The 24,221-nt window shown below is 61.8% G+C and carries 22 protein-coding genes; 14 read left to right on the forward strand and 8 right to left on the reverse strand.

Translation table 11 applies throughout. The features are described from left to right. Positions 1-210: 210 nt before the first annotated feature. From EGM97_RS02625 to bioB, 6 genes are all read right to left on the reverse strand, one after another. The gene (locus tag EGM97_RS02625) at positions 211-507 is read right to left on the reverse strand and encodes a pyrroloquinoline quinone biosynthesis protein PqqE (RefSeq protein ID WP_238962372.1); all 297 of its coding nucleotides are present in this window, start codon (positions 505-507) and stop codon (positions 211-213) included. Positions 508-615: 108 nt separating this feature from the next. After that, on the reverse strand, positions 616-1,296 hold the full coding sequence (bioD, locus tag EGM97_RS02630) for a dethiobiotin synthase (RefSeq protein WP_238962373.1): 681 nt from the start codon (positions 1,294-1,296) through the stop codon (positions 616-618). Further along, positions 1,293-2,105, reverse strand: coding sequence for a malonyl-ACP O-methyltransferase BioC (gene bioC / locus EGM97_RS02635; RefSeq protein WP_238962374.1), 813 nt, complete (start codon positions 2,103-2,105; stop codon positions 1,293-1,295). The genes bioD and bioC overlap by 4 nt, the downstream gene beginning before the upstream one ends. Continuing rightward, on the reverse strand, positions 2,098-2,829 hold the full coding sequence (locus EGM97_RS02640) for an alpha/beta fold hydrolase (RefSeq protein WP_238962375.1): 732 nt from the start codon (positions 2,827-2,829) through the stop codon (positions 2,098-2,100). The genes bioC and EGM97_RS02640 overlap by 8 nt, the downstream gene beginning before the upstream one ends. Beyond that, complete coding sequence (bioF, locus tag EGM97_RS02645; protein WP_238962376.1) at positions 2,822-4,000, reverse strand: 8-amino-7-oxononanoate synthase; 1,179 nt, start codon at positions 3,998-4,000, stop codon at positions 2,822-2,824. The genes EGM97_RS02640 and bioF overlap by 8 nt, the downstream gene beginning before the upstream one ends. A gap of 107 nt (positions 4,001-4,107) precedes the next feature. Next, positions 4,108-5,163 carry a biotin synthase BioB gene (gene bioB / locus EGM97_RS02650; protein ID WP_053156271.1) on the reverse strand — a complete coding sequence of 352 codons (1,056 nt, stop codon included), beginning with the start codon at positions 5,161-5,163 and terminating at the stop codon, positions 4,108-4,110. 91 nt (positions 5,164-5,254) lie between these two features. Here bioB and EGM97_RS02655 point away from each other — a divergent pair, with 91 nt between their 5' ends. The 5 genes from EGM97_RS02655 to rarD all read left to right on the forward strand — a co-directional run bounded on the left by EGM97_RS02655 (position 5,255) and on the right by rarD (position 10,955). After that, positions 5,255-5,995, forward strand: coding sequence for a ComF family protein (locus EGM97_RS02655; RefSeq protein WP_238962377.1), 741 nt, complete (start codon positions 5,255-5,257; stop codon positions 5,993-5,995). A 58-nt stretch (positions 5,996-6,053) separates the two neighbouring features. Next, positions 6,054-6,818 carry a TOBE domain-containing protein gene (locus EGM97_RS02660; RefSeq protein ID WP_238962378.1) on the forward strand — a complete coding sequence of 255 codons (765 nt, stop codon included), beginning with the start codon at positions 6,054-6,056 and terminating at the stop codon, positions 6,816-6,818. A 66-nt stretch (positions 6,819-6,884) separates the two neighbouring features. Further along, positions 6,885-8,789 (forward strand): PhoX family protein, encoded by a 1,905-nt coding sequence (locus tag EGM97_RS02665; protein ID WP_238962379.1) that lies wholly within the window; start codon positions 6,885-6,887, stop codon positions 8,787-8,789. A 169-nt stretch (positions 8,790-8,958) separates the two neighbouring features. Beyond that, entirely contained in the window at positions 8,959-9,933 is a 975-nt protein-coding gene (locus EGM97_RS02670; RefSeq protein ID WP_238962380.1) for a serine/threonine protein kinase, read from the forward strand. A 134-nt stretch (positions 9,934-10,067) separates the two neighbouring features. Next, positions 10,068-10,955 (forward strand): EamA family transporter RarD, encoded by an 888-nt coding sequence (rarD, locus tag EGM97_RS02675; RefSeq protein WP_232776655.1) that lies wholly within the window; start codon positions 10,068-10,070, stop codon positions 10,953-10,955. A gap of 217 nt (positions 10,956-11,172) precedes the next feature. Here rarD and EGM97_RS02680 read toward each other — a convergent pair whose 3' ends face one another. After that, positions 11,173-11,691: a glycine cleavage system transcriptional repressor gene (locus EGM97_RS02680; protein WP_238962381.1), complete on the reverse strand. Its 519-nt coding sequence runs from the start codon at positions 11,689-11,691 to the stop codon at positions 11,173-11,175. Between the two features lie 416 nt (positions 11,692-12,107). Here EGM97_RS02680 and EGM97_RS02685 point away from each other — a divergent pair, with 416 nt between their 5' ends. Continuing rightward, entirely contained in the window at positions 12,108-14,285 is a 2,178-nt protein-coding gene (locus tag EGM97_RS02685; RefSeq protein WP_238962382.1) for a malate synthase G, read from the forward strand. Between the two features lie 99 nt (positions 14,286-14,384). Here EGM97_RS02685 and EGM97_RS02690 read toward each other — a convergent pair whose 3' ends face one another. Then, a complete protein-coding gene (locus tag EGM97_RS02690; RefSeq protein WP_030139271.1) occupies positions 14,385-14,831 on the reverse strand; it encodes a response regulator in 447 nt (148 codons plus the stop codon). Positions 14,832-15,082: 251 nt separating this feature from the next. On the opposite strand from EGM97_RS02690, the gene EGM97_RS02695 reads away from it, so the two are divergent. The 8 genes from EGM97_RS02695 to EGM97_RS02730 all read left to right on the forward strand — a co-directional run bounded on the left by EGM97_RS02695 (position 15,083) and on the right by EGM97_RS02730 (position 24,152). Further along, positions 15,083-17,023: a putative nucleotidyltransferase substrate binding domain-containing protein gene (locus EGM97_RS02695; protein WP_238962383.1), complete on the forward strand. Its 1,941-nt coding sequence runs from the start codon at positions 15,083-15,085 to the stop codon at positions 17,021-17,023. Next, on the forward strand, positions 17,020-17,727 hold the full coding sequence (locus EGM97_RS02700; protein ID WP_238962384.1) for a 3'-5' exonuclease: 708 nt from the start codon (positions 17,020-17,022) through the stop codon (positions 17,725-17,727). Before EGM97_RS02695 ends, EGM97_RS02700 begins: the two co-directional genes overlap by 4 nt. 121 nt (positions 17,728-17,848) lie before the next feature. After that, positions 17,849-18,367 carry an RNA polymerase sigma factor gene (locus EGM97_RS02705; protein WP_053156243.1) on the forward strand — a complete coding sequence of 173 codons (519 nt, stop codon included), beginning with the start codon at positions 17,849-17,851 and terminating at the stop codon, positions 18,365-18,367. Further along, positions 18,364-19,344, forward strand: coding sequence for a FecR domain-containing protein (locus EGM97_RS02710; RefSeq protein WP_238962385.1), 981 nt, complete (start codon positions 18,364-18,366; stop codon positions 19,342-19,344). The genes EGM97_RS02705 and EGM97_RS02710 overlap by 4 nt, the downstream gene beginning before the upstream one ends. 258 nt (positions 19,345-19,602) lie before the next feature. Continuing rightward, positions 19,603-22,041, forward strand: a complete 2,439-nt coding sequence (locus EGM97_RS02715) for a TonB-dependent siderophore receptor (protein WP_238962386.1) — start codon at positions 19,603-19,605, stop codon at positions 22,039-22,041. A gap of 92 nt (positions 22,042-22,133) precedes the next feature. Beyond that, complete coding sequence (locus EGM97_RS02720; RefSeq protein ID WP_238962387.1) at positions 22,134-23,264, forward strand: PepSY-associated TM helix domain-containing protein; 1,131 nt, start codon at positions 22,134-22,136, stop codon at positions 23,262-23,264. Next, positions 23,261-23,440 carry a hypothetical protein gene (locus EGM97_RS02725; RefSeq protein ID WP_238962388.1) on the forward strand — a complete coding sequence of 60 codons (180 nt, stop codon included), beginning with the start codon at positions 23,261-23,263 and terminating at the stop codon, positions 23,438-23,440. Before EGM97_RS02720 ends, EGM97_RS02725 begins: the two co-directional genes overlap by 4 nt. Before the next feature lie 82 nt (positions 23,441-23,522). After that, on the forward strand, positions 23,523-24,152 hold the full coding sequence (locus tag EGM97_RS02730) for a glutathione S-transferase (protein ID WP_238962389.1): 630 nt from the start codon (positions 23,523-23,525) through the stop codon (positions 24,150-24,152). The last annotated feature ends 69 nt before the right edge of the window (positions 24,153-24,221 follow it).

Consider the following 24,221-nt stretch of genomic DNA (forward strand, 5'->3'; position numbering starts at 1 on the left):
CAAACAGTTGTTTGAAACATACGTTTACGCCCAAATCTTGTCAAGCGTCGATCCTTGGCCGTTCGTCATCAGCTTTTAGACTAAGCGGGCACGGAAATCCCCCGCGCAAGGAAATACGCAACGCGTGTGTGAAAAGACTAGTTGAGTCAGATGAGCCAGAGACGAAAACGCCGCGAATATTCGCGGCGTTCGGACAATGGGCAGGCAGGGTCAGGCAAAGGTATCGATCAGCGTGCCCAACATTTCATCGGACGCCTTGGCGACATTAACACCCGCCTGCACCTGAAACTTGCCTTGGGCCATCTCGACCATGTCGGTGGCCAAGTCAGACTGCTGGCTACGATCCACCGACCGCAGGCGATCGATCTGGATTTCGGAAGATTGACTGGTGACCGCACGCTCGATCGTATTGTTGGCGATCTCGGCCGAGGCTTGATCGACACGGTTCTGCCCTGTCTGAATCGTGCTCAGACCGGCATAAAACGCGGTACTTCCTGAGATTTGCATGGCAGGGCTCGTCATCTTGAAGGGGCGACAGAGGCCATTGAAACAGATCCCCTGGGAAAACACCCGACAAAAACACTAATGGCACAGTGCCGCGTCATAGTGAAAAACCTAATCCAGCAGGTCCAGGTGCAGGTAGCCGGCCACGCCTTCGGCTGTTACGCCCTTGATTCGCGGAACCCGGCCCAGACAGGGCGCCGGCAGGCGTTCTGCCAGGGTTGCGAGGTTCTCTTCCAGCCGCGATGTCTTGGGGTCGATGATGTTGGCGACCCAACCGGCCAATTGCAGGCCATCCCGGGCTATGGCTTCGGCAGTCAACAGCGCATGGCTGATGCAACCCAGGCGCACCCCCACCACCAGGATAACGGGCAAGCCCAACGCCATCGCCAGGTCCGAAAGGTTGTCCTGGTCCGCCAAAGGTACGCGCCAGCCGCCAGCACCTTCGATCAAGGTGAAATCGGCCTGCATCCCGAGCACGTCCCGCATCGGCCCCACCAGCGATTGCACTGTCAGCGCCACCCCTGCCTCCCGAGCCGCCAGATGAGGCGCAATCGGTGGCTCAAACGCCACTGGATTGACCTGTGCATACGTCAGTGGCAACGAGCATTCGGCCAACAGCGCCAGGGCATCGGCATTACGCAGGCCCTTGGGCGTCACTTCGCAACCGGAAGCCACCGGCTTGCCGGCTGCAGTGCTCATGCCGGCCTGTCGCGCGGCATGCAACAGGCCGGCGGCGACGGTGGTCTTGCCGACATCAGTGTCGGTACCGGTGATGAAATAGGCCTGGCTCATAGCGGTTTCTCCAACACGGCGTAGACCACCTGGTAGGTTGCAGGCAGCCCCTTGGCCTGGCGAAACCGCTCATAGGCTTCGACCAGTGCCAGGATCCTCGCCCTGCCCGTCAACCCACCGGGTCGACCGGGGTTCAAATTATGGGCGCCCAACGCTTTCAATTCATGAGTCAACCCGCGCACATCCGGGTAATGCAACACATGGGGACGGGTCTCGAGGCTGACGACCTTCAGTCCACTGACTTCACACAGCTGCCGATAAGTCTCAAATTCGCGGAAACGGTTGACATGCACCAGGCCGTCCACCTGACGCCAACTGTCGCGCAATTCGTACAAGGTACCGACACAGAGGCTCGTAAAGGCAAATACCCCGCCCGGCTTCAAGACACGGTGCGCCTCACTCAGCACCGAGGCAAAATCCGCACACCACTGCACCGCCAGGCTGGAAAACACCAGGTCGCATGTCGTGTCCTGCAAGGGCAAGCGCTCAGCATCACCGGCCAGGAAATACGCAGCCCCACCCTGGGGACGCGCATGGTTGAGCATGCCTTCGGCAATATCCAGCGCCAGACCGCCCGTTGCACCAAAGCGCGCACCCAACGCCCGGGTGAAATAGCCGGTGCCACAGCCCAGGTCCATCCAACGCCGCGGTGCGAACGATAGAGGCAATCGCGCCAGCAATTGCCGCCCCACGTCGCGCTGCAACTCGGCCACGCTGTCGTAGCTGGTCGCCGCCCGGGAAAACGAAGCTGCCACCTGGCGCTTATCAGGCAGAACACTGGGCGATCTTGGAAGAGACAAATCAGTCATCCCCGGACTCATGCAAAAAAGCCTGGATGGCCCCCGCGATGCCATGCGGGTCATCCAGCAGGAAACCATGGCCGGCCTGTTCGATCAGACCGATTTCGACATCCGGCAGCAGGGCCAGCAATTCGCTTGCCGCTTCGGCCGGCACTAATGCGTCGAGCCCGGCGAACAGATGCAATTGCGGCCCGCGAAAACGCTGCAGCGCGGCACGGGTGTCCAGTCGAGCCAACAGTTCCAGCCCGGCCAGCAAAACCTCAGGTGAAGTGGATGGCGCCCCAGCCAGCAGCAACCGCGACAGCCCGCGTGGATCACTGCAGCCCTGGGCGCACAGCAAACTGAAGCGCTTGAGGGTCTGGCGTGGATCGGCGCTGCATCCGGCGAGAAAACCGTCGAACGTCTCGCCGGCCATCGCGGCCGGCCATTGTTCGCGGGCGACAAACGAAGCATTGCTCGCCAGAGTCAGTAAGCCACAGCAGTGCTCGCCCCGCCGCGCGGCCAACTCCGCCGCCAACATGCCGCCCAAGGACCAGCCACCCAGCCAGGCGTCCTGGGGCACACTGGCATCCAGTTCGTCGAGCCATTCATCGAGGTCACTCGACGTCAGGGCCGGCAACGGCTCGATTTCAACCCGCAAATGCTCATCCAGCCCTCGCAACGCAGCGGCCAGGGGCTCCAGCGGAGAAATACCCAGGCCCCAACCGGGCAGCAGTATCAATCGATCACGCATGGTTTGGCTCCGGTCCCAACAATGCAAAACACTCGGCCAGTGCGCTTAACAATAGTTGCACCTGGGCTTCGCTGTGGGCGGCGGTCAGGGTCACCCGCAAACGGGCACTGCCCACCGGTACGGTGGGTGGCCGGATCGCGCCGACCATCAGCCCACGTTCTCGCAGCATCTGCGACAGGCGCATCGCCCGCCCTGCATCGCCGATCAGGATCGGCTGGATCGGCGTGAAACTGTCCATCAGTTGCAGGCCGATCTGCCCGGCGCCTTCGCGGAACTGCCGGATCAGTACCTGCAGATGCTCGCGCCGCCAGTGCTCGTTGCGCAGCAGTTCGAGGCTCTTGAGGGTCGCGCAGGCCAGGGCCGGCGGCTGGCTGGTGGTGTAAATGTAGGGACGCGCGAATTGGATCAGGCTCTCGATCAGTTCCTCGCTGCCCGCCACAAAGGCGCCGGCAGTGCCGAAGGCCTTGCCCAGGGTCCCCACCAGTACCGGCACGTCATCCTGGCTCAAGCCGAAATGCTCGACGATACCGCCCCCATGGGTGCCCAGCGGACCGAAACCGTGGGCGTCATCGACCATCAGCCAAGCGCCTTTGGCCCTGGCTTCACGCGCCAGTGCCGGCAGATCGGCGATGTCACCGTCCATGCTGAACACACCATCGGTCACTACCAAGGTATTGCCGGTCGCTTTTTCCAGGCGCTTGGCCAGGCTCTGGGCATCGTTATGCAGATAGCGATTGAAACGCGCCCCCGATAACAGCCCGGCATCGAGCAATGAGGCATGGTTGAGCCGGTCCTCGAGCACCGTATCGCCTTGTCCCACCAGCGCGGTGACGGCGCCGAGGTTCGCCATGTAGCCGGTAGTGAACAGCAATGCCCGTGGACGGCCGGTAAATTCGGCCAGAGCTTCCTCCAGTGCATGATGAGGAGTGCTATGACCGATCACCAGATGCGAAGCGCCGCCGCCCACGCCCCAACGGGCCGCCCCGGCGCGCCAGGCTTCGATCACCTGTGGGTGATTGGCCAGGCCCAGGTAATCGTTGTTGCAGAACGCCAGCAACGGCTGGCCGTCCACCACCACTTCCGGTCCCTGGGGGCTTTCCAGCAGCGGGCGTTGGCGGTAGAGGTTTTCGGCACGACGGGCAGCCAGGCGTGCGGCGAGATCGAAGGGCATGCAGGCCTCGGGGTGAAACGCCATTTAAAGACTGAATGGGTTCCCCTGTGGGAGCGAGCCTGCTCGCTCCCACAGGGGCCCGCATTTCAAACAAGCAATCGGGTTGATCAGACGGCAGCGTTGTAGAACTGCTCGCTACTCTTCTGCTCCACCAGTGCCTGCTCGATGGCCGCCTGGTGCACTTCGTCGGCATGTTCTTCACGGGCCTCGGGCTGGATGCCCAAGCGGGCGAACAACTGCATGTCCTTGTCGGCCTGTGGGTTGGCGGTGGTCAGCAGTTTGTCGCCGTAGAAGATGGAGTTCGCACCCGCCAGGAACGCCAGGGCCTGCATCTGCTCGTTCATCGCCTCACGACCGGCAGACAAGCGCACGTGGGACTTTGGCATCAGGATCCGCGCCACGGCGAGCATCCGGATGAAATCGAACGGATCGACGTCCTCGGCATTCTCCAGCGGCGTGCCGGCGACTTTTACCAGCATGTTGATCGGAACCGATTCCGGATGCTCCGGCAGGTTCGCCAGTTGGATCAACAGGTTGGCGCGGTCGTCCAGGGACTCGCCCATGCCCAGGATGCCGCCGGAGCAGATCTTCATCCCGGAGTCACGTACGTAGGCCAGGGTTTGCAGGCGTTCGCTGTAGGTGCGGGTGGTGATGATGTTGCCGTAGAACTCCGGCGAGGTGTCGAGGTTATGGTTGTAGTAGTCCAGGCCGGCCTTGGCCAATGCCTCGGTTTGCTCCTGGTCGAGGCGACCCAGGGTCATGCAGGTTTCCAGGCCCATGGCCTTCACGCCTTTGACCATTTCCAGCACGTAAGGCATGTCCTTGGCCGACGGATGTTTCCACGCCGCGCCCATGCAGAAACGGGTCGAACCAATGGCTTTGGCGCGCGCGGCCTCCTCCAGGACTTTTTGCACTTCCAGCAGCTTTTCCTTGTCCAGGCCGGTGTTGTAGTGGCCGGATTGCGGACAATATTTGCAATCTTCCGGGCAGGCGCCCGTCTTGATCGACAGCAGCGTGGAAACCTGGACGCGGTTGGCGTCGAAGTGCGCGCGGTGCACGGTCTGCGCCTGGAACAACAAGTCATTGAAGGGCTGGACGAAGAGTGCTTTGACTTCGGCCAAAGACCAGTCATGACGCAGGTTGGCAGTGGTGCTGGCGCTCATGGGCAATTCCTTGATTATGCTTGGCTGGCGCCTGGGGCGATGCAATACCCACAGGCGCGACACGGATGTTCGGCATATTTAAGGAAGAGTCATGAGCTGTCAACCGCAACACGAAAACCCGGTTTACATCTGGTTAAAAAACAAACAACCCTGCCTCTTATGTGGCGAAACCACCGATACAGTCCACCCCCTCTGCACACCATGCGAAAGTGAATTGCCCTGGTTGGGCGATCAATGCAGCCGCTGCGCCCTGCCGCTGCCCATGGCCGGCCTGCGGTGCGGACAGTGCGCTGTACAGCCACCGGCCTACGAACGGGTCCTCGCGCCCTGGGCCTATGATTTCCCGGTGGACAGCTTGATTACCCGATTCAAGCACCAGGCCAAATGGCCTCTCGGCCGCTTGCTGGGCGAATTGCTGGCGCAGTCGCTGCAACATCATTTCAATGAAGGCCTGGAACGGCCCGACGCGTTGATACCGGTGCCGTTGGCTGCGCGGCGCTTGCGCCAGCGCGGATTCAACCAGGCCGCACTGTTGGCTCGCTGGCTCAGCGGTTCGTTGCAGATGCCTTGCGAAGAACATCTGCTGCGGCGCATCCACGACACCCCGGCGCAACAGGCACTCGACGCCAGGGCCCGGCGTCGTAACCTGCGTCACGCCTTCGCCATGATGCCACGCGCCCAGGTACGCGACCGTCACCTGGCGCTGGTGGACGATGTGCTGACCACCGGCGCCACTGCCCAGACGCTGGCCCGATTGCTGCTCGACGCCGGCGCTGCACGGGTGGATGTGTATTGCCTGGCCCGCACGCCAAAACCCGGCGAAGCGACTTGACGCACAGCGACCGAGGCGCCAAGTTCCATTCACTCACTCCTGTGCATACTTTTACGCCATGTCACTACCCACGCTTCTGACCCAGCACATCGTCCGGCGCCCTCAACGCATCGCCTTGCTGCAGCACATCGCCGAACAAGGTTCGATCACTCGAGCAGCCAAGAGTGCGGGCCTGAGCTATAAGGCCGCGTGGGATGCCATCGACGAGCTGAACAATCTCGCGGACCAACCGCTGGTGGAACGCAGCATCGGGGGCAAGGGCGGTGGCGGCGCCCGATTGTCGGAAGAGGGCCAGCGCGTGCTACGCCTGTACCAACGCTTGCAAACCCTGCAAGCGCAGTTGCTGCAAGCCAGCGATGACGCCGGCGACCTCGGCCTACTGAGCCGCCTGATGTTGCGCACCAGCGCCCGTAACCAGCTACATGGCAAAGTCCTGGGCATCGAGGCCCAGGGCCACAACGACCGGATACGCCTGGAATTGGCGCGAGGGCTGGTGGTCGATGCGCAGATCACCCACGACAGCACCGTGCGCCTGGAGCTGGACATTGGCACCGAGGTAGTTGCCCTGATCAAGGCCGGCTGGCTGGAATTGTTTCCCGTCGGGCAAGCGCCCGAATCGGAAAATAACGTGCTGCCAGGGGTGATCGAGCACATCGACAACGCCAGCGGCGGTCCCAGTGAAGTTCGCATCGGCCTGCCCAATGGCCAGACCCTCTGCGCCCTGGCCGAGCCGCTTCTGTTGCAGGCCCGGCACCTGGACGCCGGGTCGTCAGTACACGTGGCGTTTTCGCCGACGAATGTGCTGCTCGGCACACCGTTGTAGCGGGCTGCAACAATAGTTTCATCGACCCCCTTTAAGGTGACTGCCAAAACCAGCAGGGAGCCTGAGATGAGCCTATTAGAAGAAAACCAATCCACCGACCTGGAAAAAATCGTTGGCCTGAGCCGACGCAGCTTCATCAGCGCTGGCGCCCTGTGCGGTGCGGCGATGTTCCTGGGTGGTAACCTGTTGAGCCGTAGCGTCCTGGCCGCCGCCGTGAGCGAAGGTAACAGCCGGCTGCTGGGTTTCAAGAGCATCGCCGCCGCCACCACCGATACCATCACCCTGCCGCCAGGCTACAAATCCTCGGTGCTGATCAGTTGGGGCCAGCCGCTGCAAAAAAATGCACCGGCCTTCGACCCCAGCGGTAATGGCACCGCCCGGGCCCAGGAAATGCAGTTCGGCGACAACAACGATGGCATGAGCCTGTTCCCCTTCCCTGGTGACAACAACCGGGCGCTCATGGCGATCAACAACGAGTACACCAACTATCGCTACCTCTTCGCCCACGGCGGCCAGCCGCAGTCGGCCGAAGACGTGCGCAAGGCCCAGGCCAGCGAAGGCGTGTCGGTGATCGAGGTCCAGCGCCGTCGCGGCGGCCAATGGCAGTTCGTCCAGGAGTCGCGCTACAACCGGCGGATCCACGGCAACACGCCGATCCGCCTGCGCGGCCCGGCTGCCGGACACGAGCTGATGAAAACCAGCGCCGACAAGAGCGGCAAGAAGGTCCTCGGCACCTTCCAGAACTGCGCCAACGGCATGACACCGTGGGGCACCTACCTGACCTGCGAAGAAAATTTCACCGACTGCTTCGGCAGCAGCAAAGCCGATCTGCAATTCGATGAAGCACAGAAGCGCTACGGCGCCACGGTCACCAGTCGCGAGATCAACTGGCATCTCTTTGACCCCCGCTTCGACCTGGCGAAGAACCCCAACGAACTCAACCGTCATGGCTGGGTCGTGGAGATCGATCCGTTCGATCCGGACTCCACACCGGTCAAACGCACCGCCCTGGGCCGCTTCAAGCACGAGAACGCCGCCCTGGCCCAGACCAACGACGGTCGCGCCGTGGTGTACATGGGCGACGATGAGCGTGGCGAGTTCATCTACAAGTTTGTCAGCCGTGAACGTATCAACCACCGCAATGCCAAGGCCAACCGCAACCTGCTGGACCATGGCACCTTGTACGTGGCGCGCTTCGATGCCGGCGACGGCAATCCGGATCATCCGAAGGGCAAGGGCCAGTGGATCGAGTTGACCCATGGCAAGAATGGCCTCGATGCCAGCAGCGGTTTCGCCGACCAGGCCGAGGTGCTGATCCACGCGCGTCTGGCTGCCAGCGCCGTTGGCGCCACGCGCATGGACCGTCCCGAGTGGATCGTGGTCAGCCCGAAAGACGGCCAGGTCTATTGCACCCTGACCAACAACTCCAAGCGCGGCGAAGACGGTCAACCAGTAGACGGACCGAACCCTCGGGCCAAGAACGTTTATGGCCAGATCCTGCGCTGGCGCACCGACCGCGACGACCATGCGTCCAGGACCTTCTCCTGGGACCTGTTCGTGGTCGCCGGCAACCCGACGGTGCACGCCGGCACGCCGAAGGCCGGTTCGTCCAACATCAACCCACAGAACATGTTCAACAGCCCCGATGGCCTCGGTTTCGACAAGGCGGGCCGGCTGTGGATCCTCACCGACGGCGACTCCAGCAACACCGGAGACTTCGCCGGCATGGGCAACAACCAGATGCTCTGTGCCGACCCCAACACCGGTGAAATCCGTCGATTCATGGTCGGCCCGGTGGGCTGCGAGGTGACAGGGATCAGTTTCGCGCCGGACCACAAAGCCATGTTCGTCGGGATCCAGCATCCCGGGGAAAATGGTGGCTCGACCTTCCCCGAGCACCTGCCGAACGGTAAGCCACGGTCCTCGGTGATGGTGATTACCCGTGAGGATGGTGGCATCATCGGCGCCTGACCGGCCTCATCGCGAGCAGGCTCGCTCCCACATTGGATCTTGGTATCTCGCCGATCCATGTGGGAGCGAGCCTGCTCGCGATAGCGTCACCAAAGCCCCCCTATCTAACTCTGTCTGCGCTACCATGCCGGGTCGGACGCGGCAGCCCTGCCGCTGAGCAGGAGTCAGCATGTCCCATCCCTTCGATACCCTCACACCCGACCTGGTGCTCGATGCCGTTGAAAGCATCGGCTTTCTCAGCGACGCCCGCGTGCTGGCGCTCAACAGTTATGAAAACCGTGTCTACCAGGTCGGCATCGAAGATAGCGAGCCGCTGATCGCCAAGTTCTACCGCCCTCAGCGCTGGACCAACGAGGCGATTCTCGAAGAGCACCGCTTCACCTTCGAACTGGCCGACTGCGAGGTGCCGGTGGTTGCGCCCCTGGTCCACAATGGCGCCAGCCTCCATGAACACGCCGGGTTCCGTTTCACTCTGTTCCCCCGTCGCGGCGGTCGGGCACCGGAGCCGGGCAACCTCGACCAGCTCTATCGCCTCGGGCAGTTACTCGGGCGCTTGCATGCCGTGGGCGCCAGTCGCCCGTTCGAGCATCGCGAAGCACTGGGGGTAAAAAACTTCGGCCACGATTCACTGGCTACGGTGCTGGAGAGCGGATTCGTCCCCAGCAGTCTGCTACCGGCCTACGAGTCGGTCGCCCGGGACCTGCTCAAGCGCGTCGAAGAGATCTATGCCGCCACGCCCCATCAGAACATTCGCATGCACGGCGATTGCCACCCCGGCAACATGATGTGCCGCGACGACATCTTCCACATCGTCGATCTGGACGATTGCCGCATGGGTCCGGCGGTGCAGGACCTGTGGATGATGCTGGCCGGCGATCGCCAGGCATGCCTGGGACAGTTGTCGGAATTGATGGACGGTTATCAGGAATTCCATGACTTCGACCCACGGGAACTGGCATTGATCGAGCCCCTGCGGGCCCTGCGCCTGATGCATTACAGCGCCTGGCTGGCGCGCCGCTGGGACGATCCGGCCTTTCCTCGCAGCTTCCCGTGGTTCGGTAGCGAACGCTACTGGGGCGACCAGGTGTTGGCGTTGCGTGAGCAACTGGCGGCGCTCAATGAAGAGCCGTTGAAGCTGTTCTGAGAACCACCGCCGAGCTCCTGCGGGAGCGAGCAGCCTACAGTTATTTTCACCGCGCCCATCAAAAACGCTCACCCCACAGTCCGACAAATCTCCTTACAATCACCTTTTGTTAGCTGCCTAAGCAAGGATTCTGCATGCAAGCCGCCAACCCGCGCCGGGGTTATATCCTGGGTCTGAGTGCCTACATCATCTGGGGACTGTTCCCCATCTATTTCAAAGCCATCGCCAGCGTGCCCGCGGTGGAGATCATCATCCACCGGGTGCTGTGGTCGGCCCTGTTCGGCGCGGCGCTGTTGATGGTCTGGAAGCACCCGGGCTGGTGGCGTGAACTGCGCGACAACCCGCGCCGCCTGGCCATCCTGGCCCTGAGCGGTACGCTGATCGCGGCCAACTGGCTGACCTACGTGTGGGCGGTGAACAATGGACGCATGCTCGAAGCGAGCCTGGGGTATTACATCAACCCGCTGGTCAACGTATTGCTGGGGATGTTGATCCTGGGCGAACGGCTGCGGCGCATGCAGTGGGTGGCCGTGGGGCTGGCGGCGGTCGGCGTGGCGCAGCAAGTCTGGCAAGTGGGCAGCCTGCCCTGGGTGTCGCTGGCGCTGGCGCTGAGCTTTGGCTTCTACGGGCTGATCCGCAAGCAGGCGCCGGTCAAGGCCTTGCCTGGGCTGGTGGTGGAAACCTGGATGCTGGTACCGATTGCCATCGCGTGGTTGCTGTTCAACCCGACAGCCACCAGTGCCCAAGCGGCATTCTGGACCACCTCCGAAGCCTGGTGGCTGGTGGCCGCCGGCCCGGTAACCCTGGTTCCCCTGGTGTGTTTCAACGCCGCCGCGCGGCACCTGCCCTACACCACGTTGGGTTTTCTCCAGTACATCGCCCCGACACTGGTATTGATGCTCGCTGTGCTGTTGTTCGGTGAACACCTGTCGTCCAGCACGCTGGTAGCGTTCCTGTTCATCTGGGCCGGGCTCGCCGTGTACAGCATCGATGCAGTGGTCAGCATGCGGCGGCGCAGCTGATCAAAAATCATACAACCCTATACAGGCCACGTCCTGCGTGGCTTGCGCGGATCCGTCCCAAGGTTATCCACAACGTGATCCCCGCCGTTTGTGCACAAGCCCTTGAAAAATGGTGATTTTTTGATCAGCACGCGGCAAGGCACGGCGGGCTTGGCCTGGCGTCAGGTCTCTACAGGTTATCCACAGGCAGGCGCAGTTTTTCCTTGGATAACCGGCCTTACCCTTCGTCGCTGAATTTCAGTTCCACCATTAACTCGTCGGCAAGGGTTTCCAGACGTTCTTGCAAAGTATCCAGCGACAGGGTCAAGGGCACCCCGAGGATGGCCTCGGCATGGAACAGCAGTTCACTGCTCATCGGCGCCGGGCGCACGTGAGTCACCAACCGTTCGACATTGACGCCCTGCTCACTCAGCAATCGGGTGATGTCTCGCACGATACCTGGGCGATCATTGCCCACCAGTTCCATGGCGATGGGTTTCCAGGCACAGGACTCTTCAACCGTACTTTCAGCGATCAGCACTCGGATGCCATGGGTCGACAATCCCTGCAGGGCTTCGATCAACTCGGCATGGGACTCGGCCGGCGCACTGAGGCGCAGGATCCCGGCGAACTGCCCGGCCAGGTGTGACATGCGGCTTTCCAGCCAGTTGCCGCCATGCTCGGCAATGCACTGGGCAATGCACTCGACCTGCCCCGGCTTGTCCGGAGCGAAAACAGTAATCACGAGATGGTCCATGGCGCAGCCCTCTTGTTGTGGAAGCAAGAGTATAGGCAGAGCAGTTCCAACCTGTGGGAAGTACAAATCGTGTACAACCATCAAGATTTATATGGAACAATCCACACGTTTTTTGAGAACATCCCGTGCTTCGTCGTGACTGTACTGCTTTAGTCGGTCGCGGAACGACGTAATTAGTCTGATTTTCACAACCGCAAGTGATCATGTAGTATGCCTCGGCGCGCACTACATAACGTTGGACCGATGTCTGCTTAAGGCGCAGTCGCATCCCTGAAAAGCCCATCCGCAAGGCTTACTATCCCGCCGCCAGTGATGGCATGTACGGGTTCCGGGGTTTGTGGTTTAAATGTCCCGAGGCTTCATTGTCAAAATCGAAGAGCTGAAAAGCGAAATAGCTGAGCAGAGTGAGGCAAGCAATGACTGAACACGTTCAAGTCGGTGGCCTTAAGGTCGCCAAAGTCCTGTTCGACTTCGTAAATAACGAAGCCATTCCCGGAACCGGCCTCACCGCCGACGTGTTCTGGGCCGGTGCCGACAAGGTCATCCACGACCTGGCGCCGAAGAACAAAGCCCTACTCGCCAAACGCGACGATTTCCAGGCACGCATCGATGCCTGGCACCAGGCCCGTACCGGCCAGGCCCACGACGCCGTGGCTTACAAAGCCTTCCTGCAAGACATTGGATACCTGCTGCCAGAAGCGGCGGATTTCCAGGCAACGACCCAAAACGTCGATGACGAAATCGCCCGCATGGCCGGCCCGCAGCTGGTCGTGCCGGTGATGAATGCCCGCTTCGCCCTCAACGCCTCGAACGCCCGCTGGGGTTCGCTGTACGACGCGCTGTACGGCACCGATGCCATCAGCGAAGCCGACGGCGCGGAAAAAGGCAAAGGCTACAACAAGGTACGCGGCGACAAGGTCATCGCCTTTGCCCGCGCCTTCCTTGACGAAGCGGCCCCCCTGGCGGCCGGCTCCCATGTTGACTCCACCGCTTATAAAATCGTCGACGGCAAATTGGTCGTCACCCTCAAGGGTGGCAGCAACAGCGGGTTGCGTGACGATGCGCAACTGATCGGCTTCCAGGGCGACGCCTCGGCTCCGGCCGCCGTCCTGCTGAAACACAACGGCCTGCATTTCGAAATCCAGATCGACGCCACTACCCCTGTCGGCCAGACCGACGCCGCTGGCGTCAAAGACATCCTGATGGAAGCCGCACTGACCACCATCATGGACTGCGAAGACTCGGTCGCCGCCGTCGATGCCGACGACAAAGTGGTGATCTACCGCAACTGGCTCGGCCTGATGAAGGGTGACCTGTCGGAAGAAGTCGCCAAGGGCGGCCAGACCTTCACCCGCACCATGAACCCCGACCGCGCCTACACCGCCGTCGACGGTTCGAGCCTGACGCTGCACGGCCGCTCGTTGTTGTTCGTGCGCAACGTCGGTCACCTGATGACCATCGACGCGATCCTCGACAAGGACGGCAACGAAGTGCCGGAAGGTATTCTCGATGGCCTGGTCACCAGCCTGGCGGCGATCCACAACCTCAATGGCAACACATCGCGGCGCAACAGCCGCACCGGCTCGGTGTACATCGTCAAACCGAAGATGCACGGTCCGGAAGAAGCGGCGTTCACCAACGAGCTGTTCGGCCGCATCGAAGACGTACTGAACCTGCCGCGCAATACCCTAAAGGTCGGCATCATGGACGAGGAGCGCCGGACCACGGTCAACCTCAAGGCCTGTATCAAGGCTGCCAGCGAGCGCGTGGTGTTCATCAACACCGGCTTCCTCGATCGTACCGGCGACGAGATCCACACCTCCATGGAAGCCGGTCCGATGGTGCGCAAGGCCGACATGAAAGCCGAGAAGTGGATCGCGGCGTACGAAAACTGGAACGTCGACATCGGCCTGAGCACCGGCCTGCAAGGTCGCGCGCAAATCGGCAAGGGCATGTGGGCCATGCCGGACCTGATGGCCGCAATGCTCGAACAGAAAATCGCCCATCCGATGGCCGGCGCCAACACCGCCTGGGTGCCATCGCCGACCGCCGCCGCGCTGCACGCTCTGCATTACCACAAGGTCGACGTGTTCGCCCGCCAGGCCGAACTGGCCAAGCGCGCCCGCGCTTCAGTGGACGATATCCTGACCATCCCGCTGGCCGCGAACCCGGACTGGACGCCAGAGCAGATCAAGAACGAGCTGGACAACAACGCCCAGGGCATCCTTGGCTATGTGGTGCGCTGGATCGACCAGGGCGTGGGTTGTTCCAAGGTGCCGGACATCAACGACATCGGCCTGATGGAAGACCGTGCGACGCTGCGCATTTCCAGCCAACACATTGCCAACTGGCTGCGCCACGGCATCGTGACCCAGGATCAGGTGATGGAAAGCCTCAAGCGCATGGCGCCGGTGGTGGATCGCCAGAACGCCGGCGACCCGCTGTACCGTCCGCTGGCGCCGAACTTCGACAGCAACATCGCCTTCCAGGCGGCGGTCGAACTGGTGATCGAAGGCACCAAGCAGCCCAACGGCTACACCGAGCCGGTGCTGCACCGTCGTCGTCGCCAGTTCAAGGCAGCCAATGGACTGTAACTGAGCGGTAGCGTTAAAAAAGGGCCCTGATCTCGCGATCAGGGCCCTTTCTATTCATTGGGGAAATGATTCAGAGGCAATTCTTGTGGCGAAAGGGACCTAGAGATCCATCCCCAACTCATGCTTGACCAACCCCAGCAACTTCTCGGTATCGATGGGCTTGAGCAGGAAATCCACCACGCTCAGGTGCATCGCTTCAATGGCGTCCTTCACGTCGGCGTCGCCGGACACGATGATGATCGGCAGCGCGGCGCGCTCCGACTCGCGCACCAGGCGAACCAGTTCCAGGCCATCGACATTGCCCATGCGAAGGTCGGTGATCAGTAACCCGATCGACGGCTTGGTCTCCAGCATCTTGAGCGCGGTTTCACCACTGGCCGCGGTCATGCAGCGGATGCCGTCCAATGCCAGGATTTCCGACAACAACTCGCGGGCGTCCTTATCGTCATCGACAATCAGGACGCGCTGCGGCGGCAGGTCAGGTTCCAGCATGACGGCACTCAGCGCCTCGCGCTCGGCGTCACTCAAAATATCGTGGTCGGACATGGTGCTCTCTACGTTCTATAAATCGATCCCCTGGCACAGTGGTCAGACATCGTTCGGCAGCGCTTCAATGTGCACTTCGTCGGATTTTTTTCCAAGAAGCTTTGATGAAGTTTTTTTCAGCGTCCTGGGTGGGATGGTTCCGTCATCCCGGCGCAACGTCGTGACCTAGACTTACGTCCAATGGGCACTCCACTCGCAGAAGTCGACCATGGGGACAGATCCGACCACAACAATTCAAAAAAGATTGCGCAATGGTTATGAAAAAAGCGGACGCCTTCATCCAGGCAGGGAAAACCGCGGTGTTACAGAACATTCAGGGCACGTTGCAGTTTCTCCAGCGCTTTCCCCCGTTCAACCAGATGGAAAACGCTCACCTGGCTTTTCTGGTGGAACAATGCCTGCTGCGTTTCTACGCAACGGGCGAAACCATTATCAAACCGGCCGACGGCCCGGTGGAGCACTTCTACATCGTCAAGCAGGGCCGGGTGGTAGGGGAACGTCCGCATTCGGCGAAGGGTGGCACCGAAACCACGTTCGAGATCACCACCGGCGAGTGTTTTCCCCTCGCCGCATTGCTTGGCGAACGGGCTACCCGAACCGAGCACAGGGCAGGTGAAGACACCTTCTGCCTGCAGTTGAACAAGCAGGCCTTCATCAAGTTGTTCGCCCTGTCCGGCCCGTTTCGCGATTTCGCCCTGCGCGGGGTCAGCAGCCTGCTCGACCAGGTCAACCAACAAGTCCAACAGAAGTCTGCGCAAACCCTGGGCACCCAGTATTCGCTCAATACACGCCTGGGTGAGCTGGCGATGCGTCATCCGGTCAGTTGCAGCCCGCAGACGCCGCTGCGTGAAGCGGTCAAGCTGATGCACGAGCAGCAGGTCGGCAGCATCGTGGTGGTGGACGAACACAAAGCGCCGGTGGGAATTTTTACCCTGCGCGACCTGCGGCATGTCGTGGCCGACGGTACCGGGGATTTTACCCAAGCCATCGCCGAGCACATGACCCAGACACCGTTTTACTTGACGCCGGATCACAGCGCCTTCGACGCCGCCATCGCCATGACCGAACGCCACATCGCCCATGTCTGCCTGGTCAAGGAGCATCGCCTGTGCGGTGTGGTGTCGGAGCGCGACCTGTTTTCGCTGCAACGGGTCGATCTGGTTCACCTGGCACGGACCATTCGCAACGCGCCACGCGTGGAGAACCTGGTCAGCCTGCGCGGCGAAATCGGCCAACTGGTGGAGCGCATGCTGGCCCACGGTGCATCGTCAACCCAGATCACCCACATCATCACCTTGCTCAATGACCACACCGTATGCCGGGTCATCGAGCTGACCCTGGCAGACAAGGGCGACCCGGGCGTACCGTTCAGCTGGTTGTGTTTCGGCAGTGAAGGCCGTCGGGAACAGACCCTGCACACCGACCAGGACAACGGCATTCTCTTCGAAGCCCGGGATGCGGCCCATGCGGCGCAGATTCGTGGCCTCCTGTTGCCCATCGCCCAGCAGATCAACCAGAGCCTGGCGCTCTGCGGCTTCACCCTGTGCAAAGGCAATATCATGGCCGGCAACCCGGAACTGTGCCTGTCCCGTGCCGAATGGGCCCGTCGCTTCGCGGCGTTCATTCGCGAAGCGACGCCGGAGAACCTGCTGGGCTCAAGCATCTATTTCGATTTGCGAGTGGTGTGGGGCGATGAGCAGGGTTGTGAACAATTACGCCGACAGATACTCGACCAAGTGGCCGATAACCGCCTGTTCCAACGCATGATGGCCGATAACGCCTTGCGTCACCGACCGCCGGTGGGACGTTTCAGGGATTTCGTGCTGAGTCGCAAGAATGGTGAAAAAGCCACCCTCGACCTCAAAGTGCAGGGCCTGACTCCCTTTGTCGATGGGGCCCGCCTGCTGGCCCTGGCCAATGGCATCGAGGCCAACAACACGCTGGAACGCCTGCGGCAACTGGTTGCCAAGGGCGTGATCGAAGCGCTGGATGGCGCAGCCTATGAAGAGGCTTATCACTTCATCCAGCAGACCCGCATGCAACAACACCAATTGCAGACCCGTGAAAACCTGCCTTACTCCAACCGCGTCGACCCCGACAGCCTCAACCATCTGGACCGTCGCATCCTGCGTGAATCCCTGCGCCAGGCCCAGCGCCTGCAAAGCAGCCTGACGCTGAGGTACCAGCTATGAACCTGTTTTCCTGGCTGCGCCCGGCCCCGCCCCTGCTGCCGGACGCCTTGCAGCGGCGCCTGGAAAACCTGCCCGCGCCATCGCCCCTGGGTGAATGCAGCCTGCGAGAACAGCGCTGGGTGGTGATGGACCTGGAAACCACCGGCCTGAATCTGAACAAGGATCAGGTGTTGTCCATCGGCGCCGTGGTGATCGAAGACGGCGCCATCGACTTCAGCCAGCAGTTCGAACGCACCCTGCAGTGTGACAAGGAAAAACTGGGGCCAAGCGTGTTGATCCATGGCCTGGCACCCAGCGCGATTGCCGCCGGCAGCGATCCGGCCGAGGCGCTGTTGGCGTTCATGGAGTTTGTGGGTGACAGCCCATTGCTGGCCTTTCATGCCCCCTTCGATGCCCACATGCTCGGACGCGCCTTGAAGGATTACCTGGGTTACCGCTTGCAGCACTCGTTCCTGGACGTGGCGGACCTGGCGCCGATGCTTTGCCCCCAGGCCAGCCTGCGCAAGGGGGGACTGGACGACTGGATCGGCTGGTTCAAGCTTGAGGTGCAGGAGCGCCATAACGCCAGCGCCGATGCCCTGGCCACTGCGGAACTGGCGCTGATCCTGTTCAGCCGCGCCCGCCAGCGGCAAATTCATAGCCCGTTCGAGCTGCAACAAAGCCTGGGCCAGTGGAAACGGCGACAACAGGCGCCTTCGATTTAATCCCTGATCCAACCAGTTGTTGACCAGTAGGAGTGTCCCGACCAGCGCCAATTGCTTTCCCGACCCCGCCTCTGCCACAATCGCGAACAATTCTCGTTACTTGAAACATCGGTGAAGTTCCGTGTCCTCAATTCCTGGCCCCCACAGTGATCTGGTTGGTGCGTTGTACCGTGACCATCGCGGCTGGCTGTTGAGTTGGTTGCGGCGCAACGTGGCTTGTCCACAGCGGGCGGAGGATTTGAGCCAGGATACGTTCGTGCGCCTGCTGGGCCGCGAGGAATTCAAGACGCCCCGCGAACCCCGGGCCTTCCTGGTCGCCATCGCCAAGGGCCTGCTGTTCGATTACTTCCGTCGGGCGGCGTTGGAACAGGCTTACCTCACCGAACTGATGCTGATTCCCGAAGATGAACAGCCGTCGCTGGAAGAACAGCAACTGATCCTCGAAGACCTCAAGCACATTGATCGCCTGCTCGGCCAGTTGTCCAGCAAGGCCCGAGCCGCCTTCCTTTATAACCGCCTCGACGGCCTCGGCCATGCCGAGATTGCCGAGCGCCTGGGGGTTTCGGTTCCGAGGGTGCGTCAGTACCTGGCCCAGGGCATGCGCCAGTGCTACATCGCACTGTATGGGGAGCCGACATGAGCCCGGCCCATTCCAAACCGGTGTCCTCCAAGGTCCTGGACACAGCCATCGCCTGGCAATTGTCCCTGGATTCAGGCAGCGGCAGCCCTCAGGATCGCGAAGCGTTCGCGCAATGGCACGCCGCCGACGAAGAACATGCCCGGGCCTGGCAACAACTGGGCATGCTCGATCAGCGTTTCAGTGTTGCCAGCGGCCCCGCACGGGCCGCGCTGCTGCAATCGAGAGTGAGCATCCGGCGTCGGCTGCGCAAGGTAGGCAGTGGCCTGGCCAGTATTGTCGCGGTCGTCGGCCTGGCCCTGTTCGCCGGGGAGCGTTTCCTGCCGCTGGATTACTGGCTGGCCGATCAGCGCACCGCCACCGGCGAACAGCGCACCTTGCGCCTGGCCGATGGCACGCTGATCAACCTCAACACCCACAGCGCGCTGAATGTGCGCTTCGACGACCGGCAACGGCGCATCGTCCTCCAGGAAGGCGAGATCCTGGTAGAGACCGGCCACAACGACCCCCGTCCGTTTATTGTCGAAACCCGCGAAGGCAGCCTGCGTGCCCTGGGCACACGGTTCCTGGTCAAGCGCGAAGAAGACGCCACGCGCCTGAGTGTCTTGCAATCGGCCGTGGCGGCCCATCCCCAAGCGGCGGCGCAGGAACAGATCCTGCGCGAGGGCCAGCAAGTGCTGATGCGTCGCGATGGCTTCGGATCGACGCAGGCCTTGCCCCTCGGCGCCGATGCCTGGACCCGAGGGATGCTGGTGGTGGACAACGCCCGCCTCAAGGACCTGGTCGATGAGCTGGGCCGCTACCGCCGTGGCTACCTGGGCGTCGCGCCACAGGTGGCGGACCTGCGCATCACCGGCAGCTTCCCGCTGCACGACACCGACCTGGCCCTGGCCGCGCTGCTGCCGACCTTACCGGTGCAGATCGAGCATCACACGCGGTGGTGGGTGATGGTGGGGCCAAGGACTTCGACAAAACCTTGAAACATGGGCTGTCTGGCAAGTAGCTATCGCGAGCAGGCTCGCTCCCACAAGGGTTCTGCGTTGAACACAATACAGCGGGCAACTGGGTCACTGTGGGAGCGAGCCTGCTGGCGATACGGCCATTAGACCCACCACCAAACCCCAACAAATGGCATCCACCCAACCTGAATAGAAATTATTTTCATCACCCCCTATCACTTTTCAATTTTCATCCGGCATCCAGGCAATTGAGAAATATTTCCATTCAGGAGTCGCCGTATGTCCCGTCCGCTAGACACCCTGTTGCGCCCCAGCCTGTTGGCCGTTGCCATCGCCTTTGCCGCCCCGTTGGCCAGCGGCCCGCTATGGGCCGCCGAACAGGCGTCGAACGTGCGCACCTACAATCTGCCCGCCGCGCCACTGGCCAGCACGCTGAACCAGATCGCCAGCCAGGCTGGCCTCGCCTTGAGCCTCAATCCGGCTCTTGCCTCAGGCAAGACTTCGGCGCCGGTCCAGGGGCAGTTCGACGCCACCGGCGCACTGCGTGAAGCCCTGCGCGGCACCGGTCTGCAACTGGAGCGCAGCAGTACCGGCACTTACACCCTGGTAGCGGTACCCGAAGGCGTCATGGCCCTGCCGGAAACCAGCGTGATCGGCGCCGGTATCAGCGAAACCGCGTGGGGCCCGACCGAAGGTTATGCGGCCACCCGCACCGCTGCCGGCACCAAGACCGATACACCGATTGTCGAACTGCCACGCTCGGTGTCGGTGGTGACGCGTCAACAGATGGAAGACCGCTCCGTCCTCAACCTCAACGATGCCCTGCGCTACACCGCTGGTGTGCAGAGCAGCGGCTACGGCTCGGACTCGCGAAACGACTGGTTGCTGGTACGCGGCTTCGTGCCGACCCAGTTCCTCGATGGCCTGCCTTTGCCCAAGGGCAACTACGTGACACCGAAAATCGAGACCTGGAACCTGGAACGCATCGCCGTGTTGCGCGGCCCGGCCTCCTCGGTCTACGGCCAGACGCCACCGGGCGGCATGCTGGACATGGTCAGCCGCCGCCCACAGGCCGAGAGCAGCCATGAGGTAGAGGTGCAGGCCGGCAGCTACGAGCACAAGCAGATCAATTTCGACAGCACTGGCAAGGTCGACGACGAAGGCCAGCTCCTTTATCGGGTCAGCGGCACCGTGCGCGACAGCAATTCCCAGGTCGATCACATTCCGGACAAGCGCTACAACCTCGCGCCGAGCCTGACCTGGAACATCAACGACGACACGCGCCTGACGCTACTGTCCCAATACACACGCGACGACACCGGTATCACCGGGCAATTCCTGCCGCTGCAAGGTACCAAGCTGTCCTCGCCGGCCGGAAAGATCTCCCATCACAAGAACCTGGGCGATCCGGACTGGGAGTTCTATGACCGCACCTACTACGCTCTCGGCTATGCGTTCGAGCATCGTCTCAATGACACCTGGCAGTTCCGTCAGAACCTGCGCTATACCAAGAGCGACCTGGAATTTCAGGGCATCACTGCCGGCGGACAAATCTGGCCTGCCGGCCCCGACGAGGCCGTCAGCCCAGACGGCACCATTCAACGCACGGCCGGCATCGTTGACGAGGACATCAGCCAGTTCGCCGTGGATAACAATTTCCAGGCCGACTTCCAGACCGGGGCCCTGAGCCACACCCTGCTGCTGGGCCTGGATCACCAGCGTTCCAACAGCAATTCGCGTTGGTTATGGGGCTCGACCGGCGTGCCGACCAGCAACATCCACAACCCGATCTACGGACAGGATTTCTCCAACGTCCAGTACTTCACCATGTACGACTACAACCAAAAGACCCACCAGACCGGCCTCTACGTCCAGGACCAGATGGCCCTCGACAACTGGCGCCTGACCCTCGGTGGTCGTGAAGACTGGATTCATACCGGCACCGAGTTCCACAACCTGAACAACGTCACCAATACTCAGCGCGACAAGAAATTCAGTGGCAACGCGGCGCTGAGTTATGTCTTCGATAACGGCGTAACTCCGTACATTTCCTTCGCCCAGTCCTTCCAGGCCGCAGCCGGCTCGACGGTCAACAGCACCGATGCGTTCAAACCGACCGAGGGTGAGCAGTACGAGGCCGGGATCAAGTACCAGCCCCCTGGCACCAAGACGTTGCTGACCGCCGCCGTGTTCGACCTGACCCAGAAAAACAACGCCGTGAGCGAAAACAACGTCACCCGCCAGGTGGGCGAAGTCCAGGTCCGCGGCCTGGAGCTGGAAGCGTCGGGTGACGTAACCGACAACCTGAAACTCATCGGTTCCTACACCTACAACGACAGCGAAATCACCAAAGGCACCGCAGCCGAAAAAGGCAAGCGCATGGCCCAGGTGCCGCGTAACCAGGCCACCGCATGGGCCGATTACACCTGGCACAACGGCCTGCTCGATGGCTTCGGCGTGGGTGCAGGCGTGCGTTATGTCGGCGACACCTATGGCAACACCACCAACACCGATTGGGGCCACGTCGGCTCCTACACCGTGTATGACGCCTCGGCCCACTACGACCTGGGGCGCCTGAACAGTTCGCTCAAAGGCGTCTCGGTGGCGGTGGATGCCAAGAACATTTTCAACAAGGACTACCTGTCCACGTGCGACGGTTTCTATTGCTACTACGGTGACCAGCGCAATGTCGTCGCCAGCGTGAATTACAAATGGTAATCGGTTAGCCTTTGCGCAAACCTTTCGAGGGCCAGCCGTGGCGAGGGGATTCCTTCTCGCCACAGCTGAGCCCTTTTGCATTCGGATCCGTCATGAAAAGCAAAACCATCCGCCGCTGGTCCTTCATCCACACCTGGACCAGCCTGATCTGCACGGTGTTCCTGCTGATGCTCGCGATCACCGGGTTACCGCTGATTTTCCATCATGAAATCGAACACTTGCTGGGCGATGCTCCCGAGTTCCGGGAGATGCCCGTCGACACGCCACATCTGGACCTTCAGCAACTGGTGGAAAAAGCCAAGGCCCATCGTCCGGGTGAAGTGGTCCAGTATTTTGGCTGGGACGAAGACGAACCCAACGGCGTCATTACCATCATGGCGCCGACGCCGGACACCGAACCCAACGCCTCCCACACCTTCATGCTCGATGCGCGCACGGGCGAAGCCCTGGAAATGCCTTCGGCCAATGGCGGTTTCATGATGGTCATGCTGCGCCTGCATGTGGACATGTTCGCCGGGTTACCGGGCAAGCTGCTGCTGGCGTTCATGGGCCTGCTGTTCGTGATTGCCATCATTTCCGGCGTGGTCCTGTACCTGCCGTTCATGCGGCGCCTGAGGTTCGCCACGGTGCGCCAGGACAAATCCAGGCGCCTGCGCTGGCTCGATCTGCATAACCTGATCGGCGTGGTCACGCTGGTCTGGGCGCTGACGGTAGGCATCACCGGGGTCATTGCCGCCTGCGCCGATCTGATCATTGCGGCCTGGCGCAACGACAGCCTCAGCGCGATGGTCGAGCCCTACCGCAACGCTCCGCCGCTGACTCAGTTGGCGCCGGCTACCCGTCTGCTCGACATCGCCAAGGAAGCCGCGCCGGGCATGGAGCCCAGTTTTATCGCGTTCCCCGGCACGCTGTTCTCCAGCCAGCATCACTATGGCGTGTTCATGAAAGGCAACACCCACCTGACCTCCCACCTGCTGACACCGGTATTGATCGACGCCAGCACCCTGGAGGTCACCGCCGTGGCGGAGCGGCCTTGGTACATGGACGTCATGAGCCTGTCCCTGCCCCTGCATTTCGGCGATTACGGCGGCAGGCCCATGCAGATTTTCTGGGCGACGCTGGACGTGTTGACCATCATCGTCCTCGGCAGCGGTGTTTATCTGTGGGTAGTGCGGCGCAAAGCGGCCAGGCGGGCAACCGTTGGCGCGGAGGTCACGTCATGAAACCCCGGCAGTCGAGTTTCTGGAAAGTGTTCGGCGCGCCCATTGCCATCGGTACCCTTTGCGCGGCCGGATTGTTCAGCGCATTGCTGGGCGACGGCCCCTGGGACGCTGTGAGTTGGCTGGGGCTGGGCCTTCCTTGCGTATTGGCGACGTGGGGACTGGTCCCCCGTCGCTGAGGCATCCGGCGTGTCCCATTTGCCTTGAGCCCAAGGTAACGCGCTATGCTGCGCAACCAGTCCTACTGACCGAGACGCTGCCATGTCCACACCCAGCATGACGCTGTTCTACAACCCCGCCTCCCCCTTCGTTCGCAAGGTCCTGGTGCTGCTGCACGAAACCGGCCAGCAGGATCGCGTGGCGTTGCAACTCAGCCAGCTCACGCCGGTCAAGCCGGATCGGGCGCTCATCGATGACAACCCGTTGAGCAAGATCCCGGCCTTGCGCCTGGCGAACGGCAGCGTGATCCATGACAGCCGCGTCATCCTCGACTATCTCGACCACCAGCACGTCGGCAATCCGCTGATCCCCCGCGACGGCGCGGCCCGCTGGCGGCGCCTGACCCTGGCTTCCCTGGCCGACGGGATTATGGATGCGGCGGTGATGATCCGCTACGAAACCGCCCTGCGTCCCGCGGAAAAACACTGGGACGAATGGCTCGATGCGCAACGGGACAAGATCCGCCGCGCCCTGGGCGTGCTCGAAGCCGAGGCCATTGCAGAACTGGCCAGCCATTTCGATGTGGCATCCATCAGCGTGGCTTGTGCCTTGGGCTACCTGGACCTGCGCCATCCGGACCTGGAATGGCGCAAGAACCATCCGCAATTGGCGGCTTGGTTTGCCGAAGTGAGCTTGCGGCCTTCGATGGTGGAGACGGTGCCCAGGGTATAGTTTTTCGCTGTATGCGATGGCAGCGCACCGGATCCAAGGGAAACAACCCGGCAATCCGCATCACCAACA

It is taken from the genome of Pseudomonas sp. AF32 (assembly GCF_022342325.2).
In the GTDB taxonomy this organism is placed as follows: Bacteria; Pseudomonadota; Gammaproteobacteria; order Pseudomonadales; family Pseudomonadaceae; genus Aquipseudomonas; species Aquipseudomonas uvaldensis.

Bases quoted from the DNA above. Each gene is read 5' to 3' on its own strand.
- EGM97_RS02710 (WP_238962385.1), top strand. From the start codon at position 18,364: ATGAGCCCGGCCCATTCCAAACCGGTGTCCTCCAAGGTCCTGGACACA.
- EGM97_RS02715 (WP_238962386.1), top strand. From the start codon at position 19,603: ATGTCCCGTCCGCTAGACACCCTGTTGCGCCCCAGCCTGTTGGCCGTT.
- EGM97_RS02730 (WP_238962389.1), top strand. From the start codon at position 23,523: ATGTCCACACCCAGCATGACGCTGTTCTACAACCCCGCCTCCCCCTTC.
- EGM97_RS02670 (WP_238962380.1), top strand. From the start codon at position 8,959: ATGTCCCATCCCTTCGATACCCTCACACCCGACCTGGTGCTCGATGCC.
- EGM97_RS02700 (WP_238962384.1), top strand. From the start codon at position 17,020: ATGAACCTGTTTTCCTGGCTGCGCCCGGCCCCGCCCCTGCTGCCGGAC.
- EGM97_RS02655 (WP_238962377.1), top strand. From the start codon at position 5,255: ATGAGCTGTCAACCGCAACACGAAAACCCGGTTTACATCTGGTTAAAA.
- EGM97_RS02640 (WP_238962375.1), bottom strand. From the start codon at position 2,829: ATGCGTGATCGATTGATACTGCTGCCCGGTTGGGGCCTGGGTATTTCT.
- EGM97_RS02625 (WP_238962372.1), bottom strand. From the start codon at position 507: ATGCAAATCTCAGGAAGTACCGCGTTTTATGCCGGTCTGAGCACGATT.
- EGM97_RS02665 (WP_238962379.1), top strand. From the start codon at position 6,885: ATGAGCCTATTAGAAGAAAACCAATCCACCGACCTGGAAAAAATCGTT.
- bioC (WP_238962374.1), bottom strand. From the start codon at position 2,105: ATGACTGATTTGTCTCTTCCAAGATCGCCCAGTGTTCTGCCTGATAAG.
- bioB (WP_053156271.1), bottom strand. From the start codon at position 5,163: ATGAGCGCCAGCACCACTGCCAACCTGCGTCATGACTGGTCTTTGGCC.
- EGM97_RS02725 (WP_238962388.1), top strand. From the start codon at position 23,261: ATGAAACCCCGGCAGTCGAGTTTCTGGAAAGTGTTCGGCGCGCCCATT.
- EGM97_RS02660 (WP_238962378.1), top strand. From the start codon at position 6,054: ATGTCACTACCCACGCTTCTGACCCAGCACATCGTCCGGCGCCCTCAA.
- EGM97_RS02680 (WP_238962381.1), bottom strand. From the start codon at position 11,691: ATGGACCATCTCGTGATTACTGTTTTCGCTCCGGACAAGCCGGGGCAG.
- EGM97_RS02685 (WP_238962382.1), top strand. From the start codon at position 12,108: ATGACTGAACACGTTCAAGTCGGTGGCCTTAAGGTCGCCAAAGTCCTG.
- EGM97_RS02690 (WP_030139271.1), bottom strand. From the start codon at position 14,831: ATGTCCGACCACGATATTTTGAGTGACGCCGAGCGCGAGGCGCTGAGT.
- rarD (WP_232776655.1), top strand. From the start codon at position 10,068: ATGCAAGCCGCCAACCCGCGCCGGGGTTATATCCTGGGTCTGAGTGCC.
- EGM97_RS02695 (WP_238962383.1), top strand. From the start codon at position 15,083: ATGGTTATGAAAAAAGCGGACGCCTTCATCCAGGCAGGGAAAACCGCG.
- bioD (WP_238962373.1), bottom strand. From the start codon at position 1,296: ATGAGCCAGGCCTATTTCATCACCGGTACCGACACTGATGTCGGCAAG.
- EGM97_RS02720 (WP_238962387.1), top strand. From the start codon at position 22,134: ATGAAAAGCAAAACCATCCGCCGCTGGTCCTTCATCCACACCTGGACC.
- bioF (WP_238962376.1), bottom strand. From the start codon at position 4,000: ATGCCCTTCGATCTCGCCGCACGCCTGGCTGCCCGTCGTGCCGAAAAC.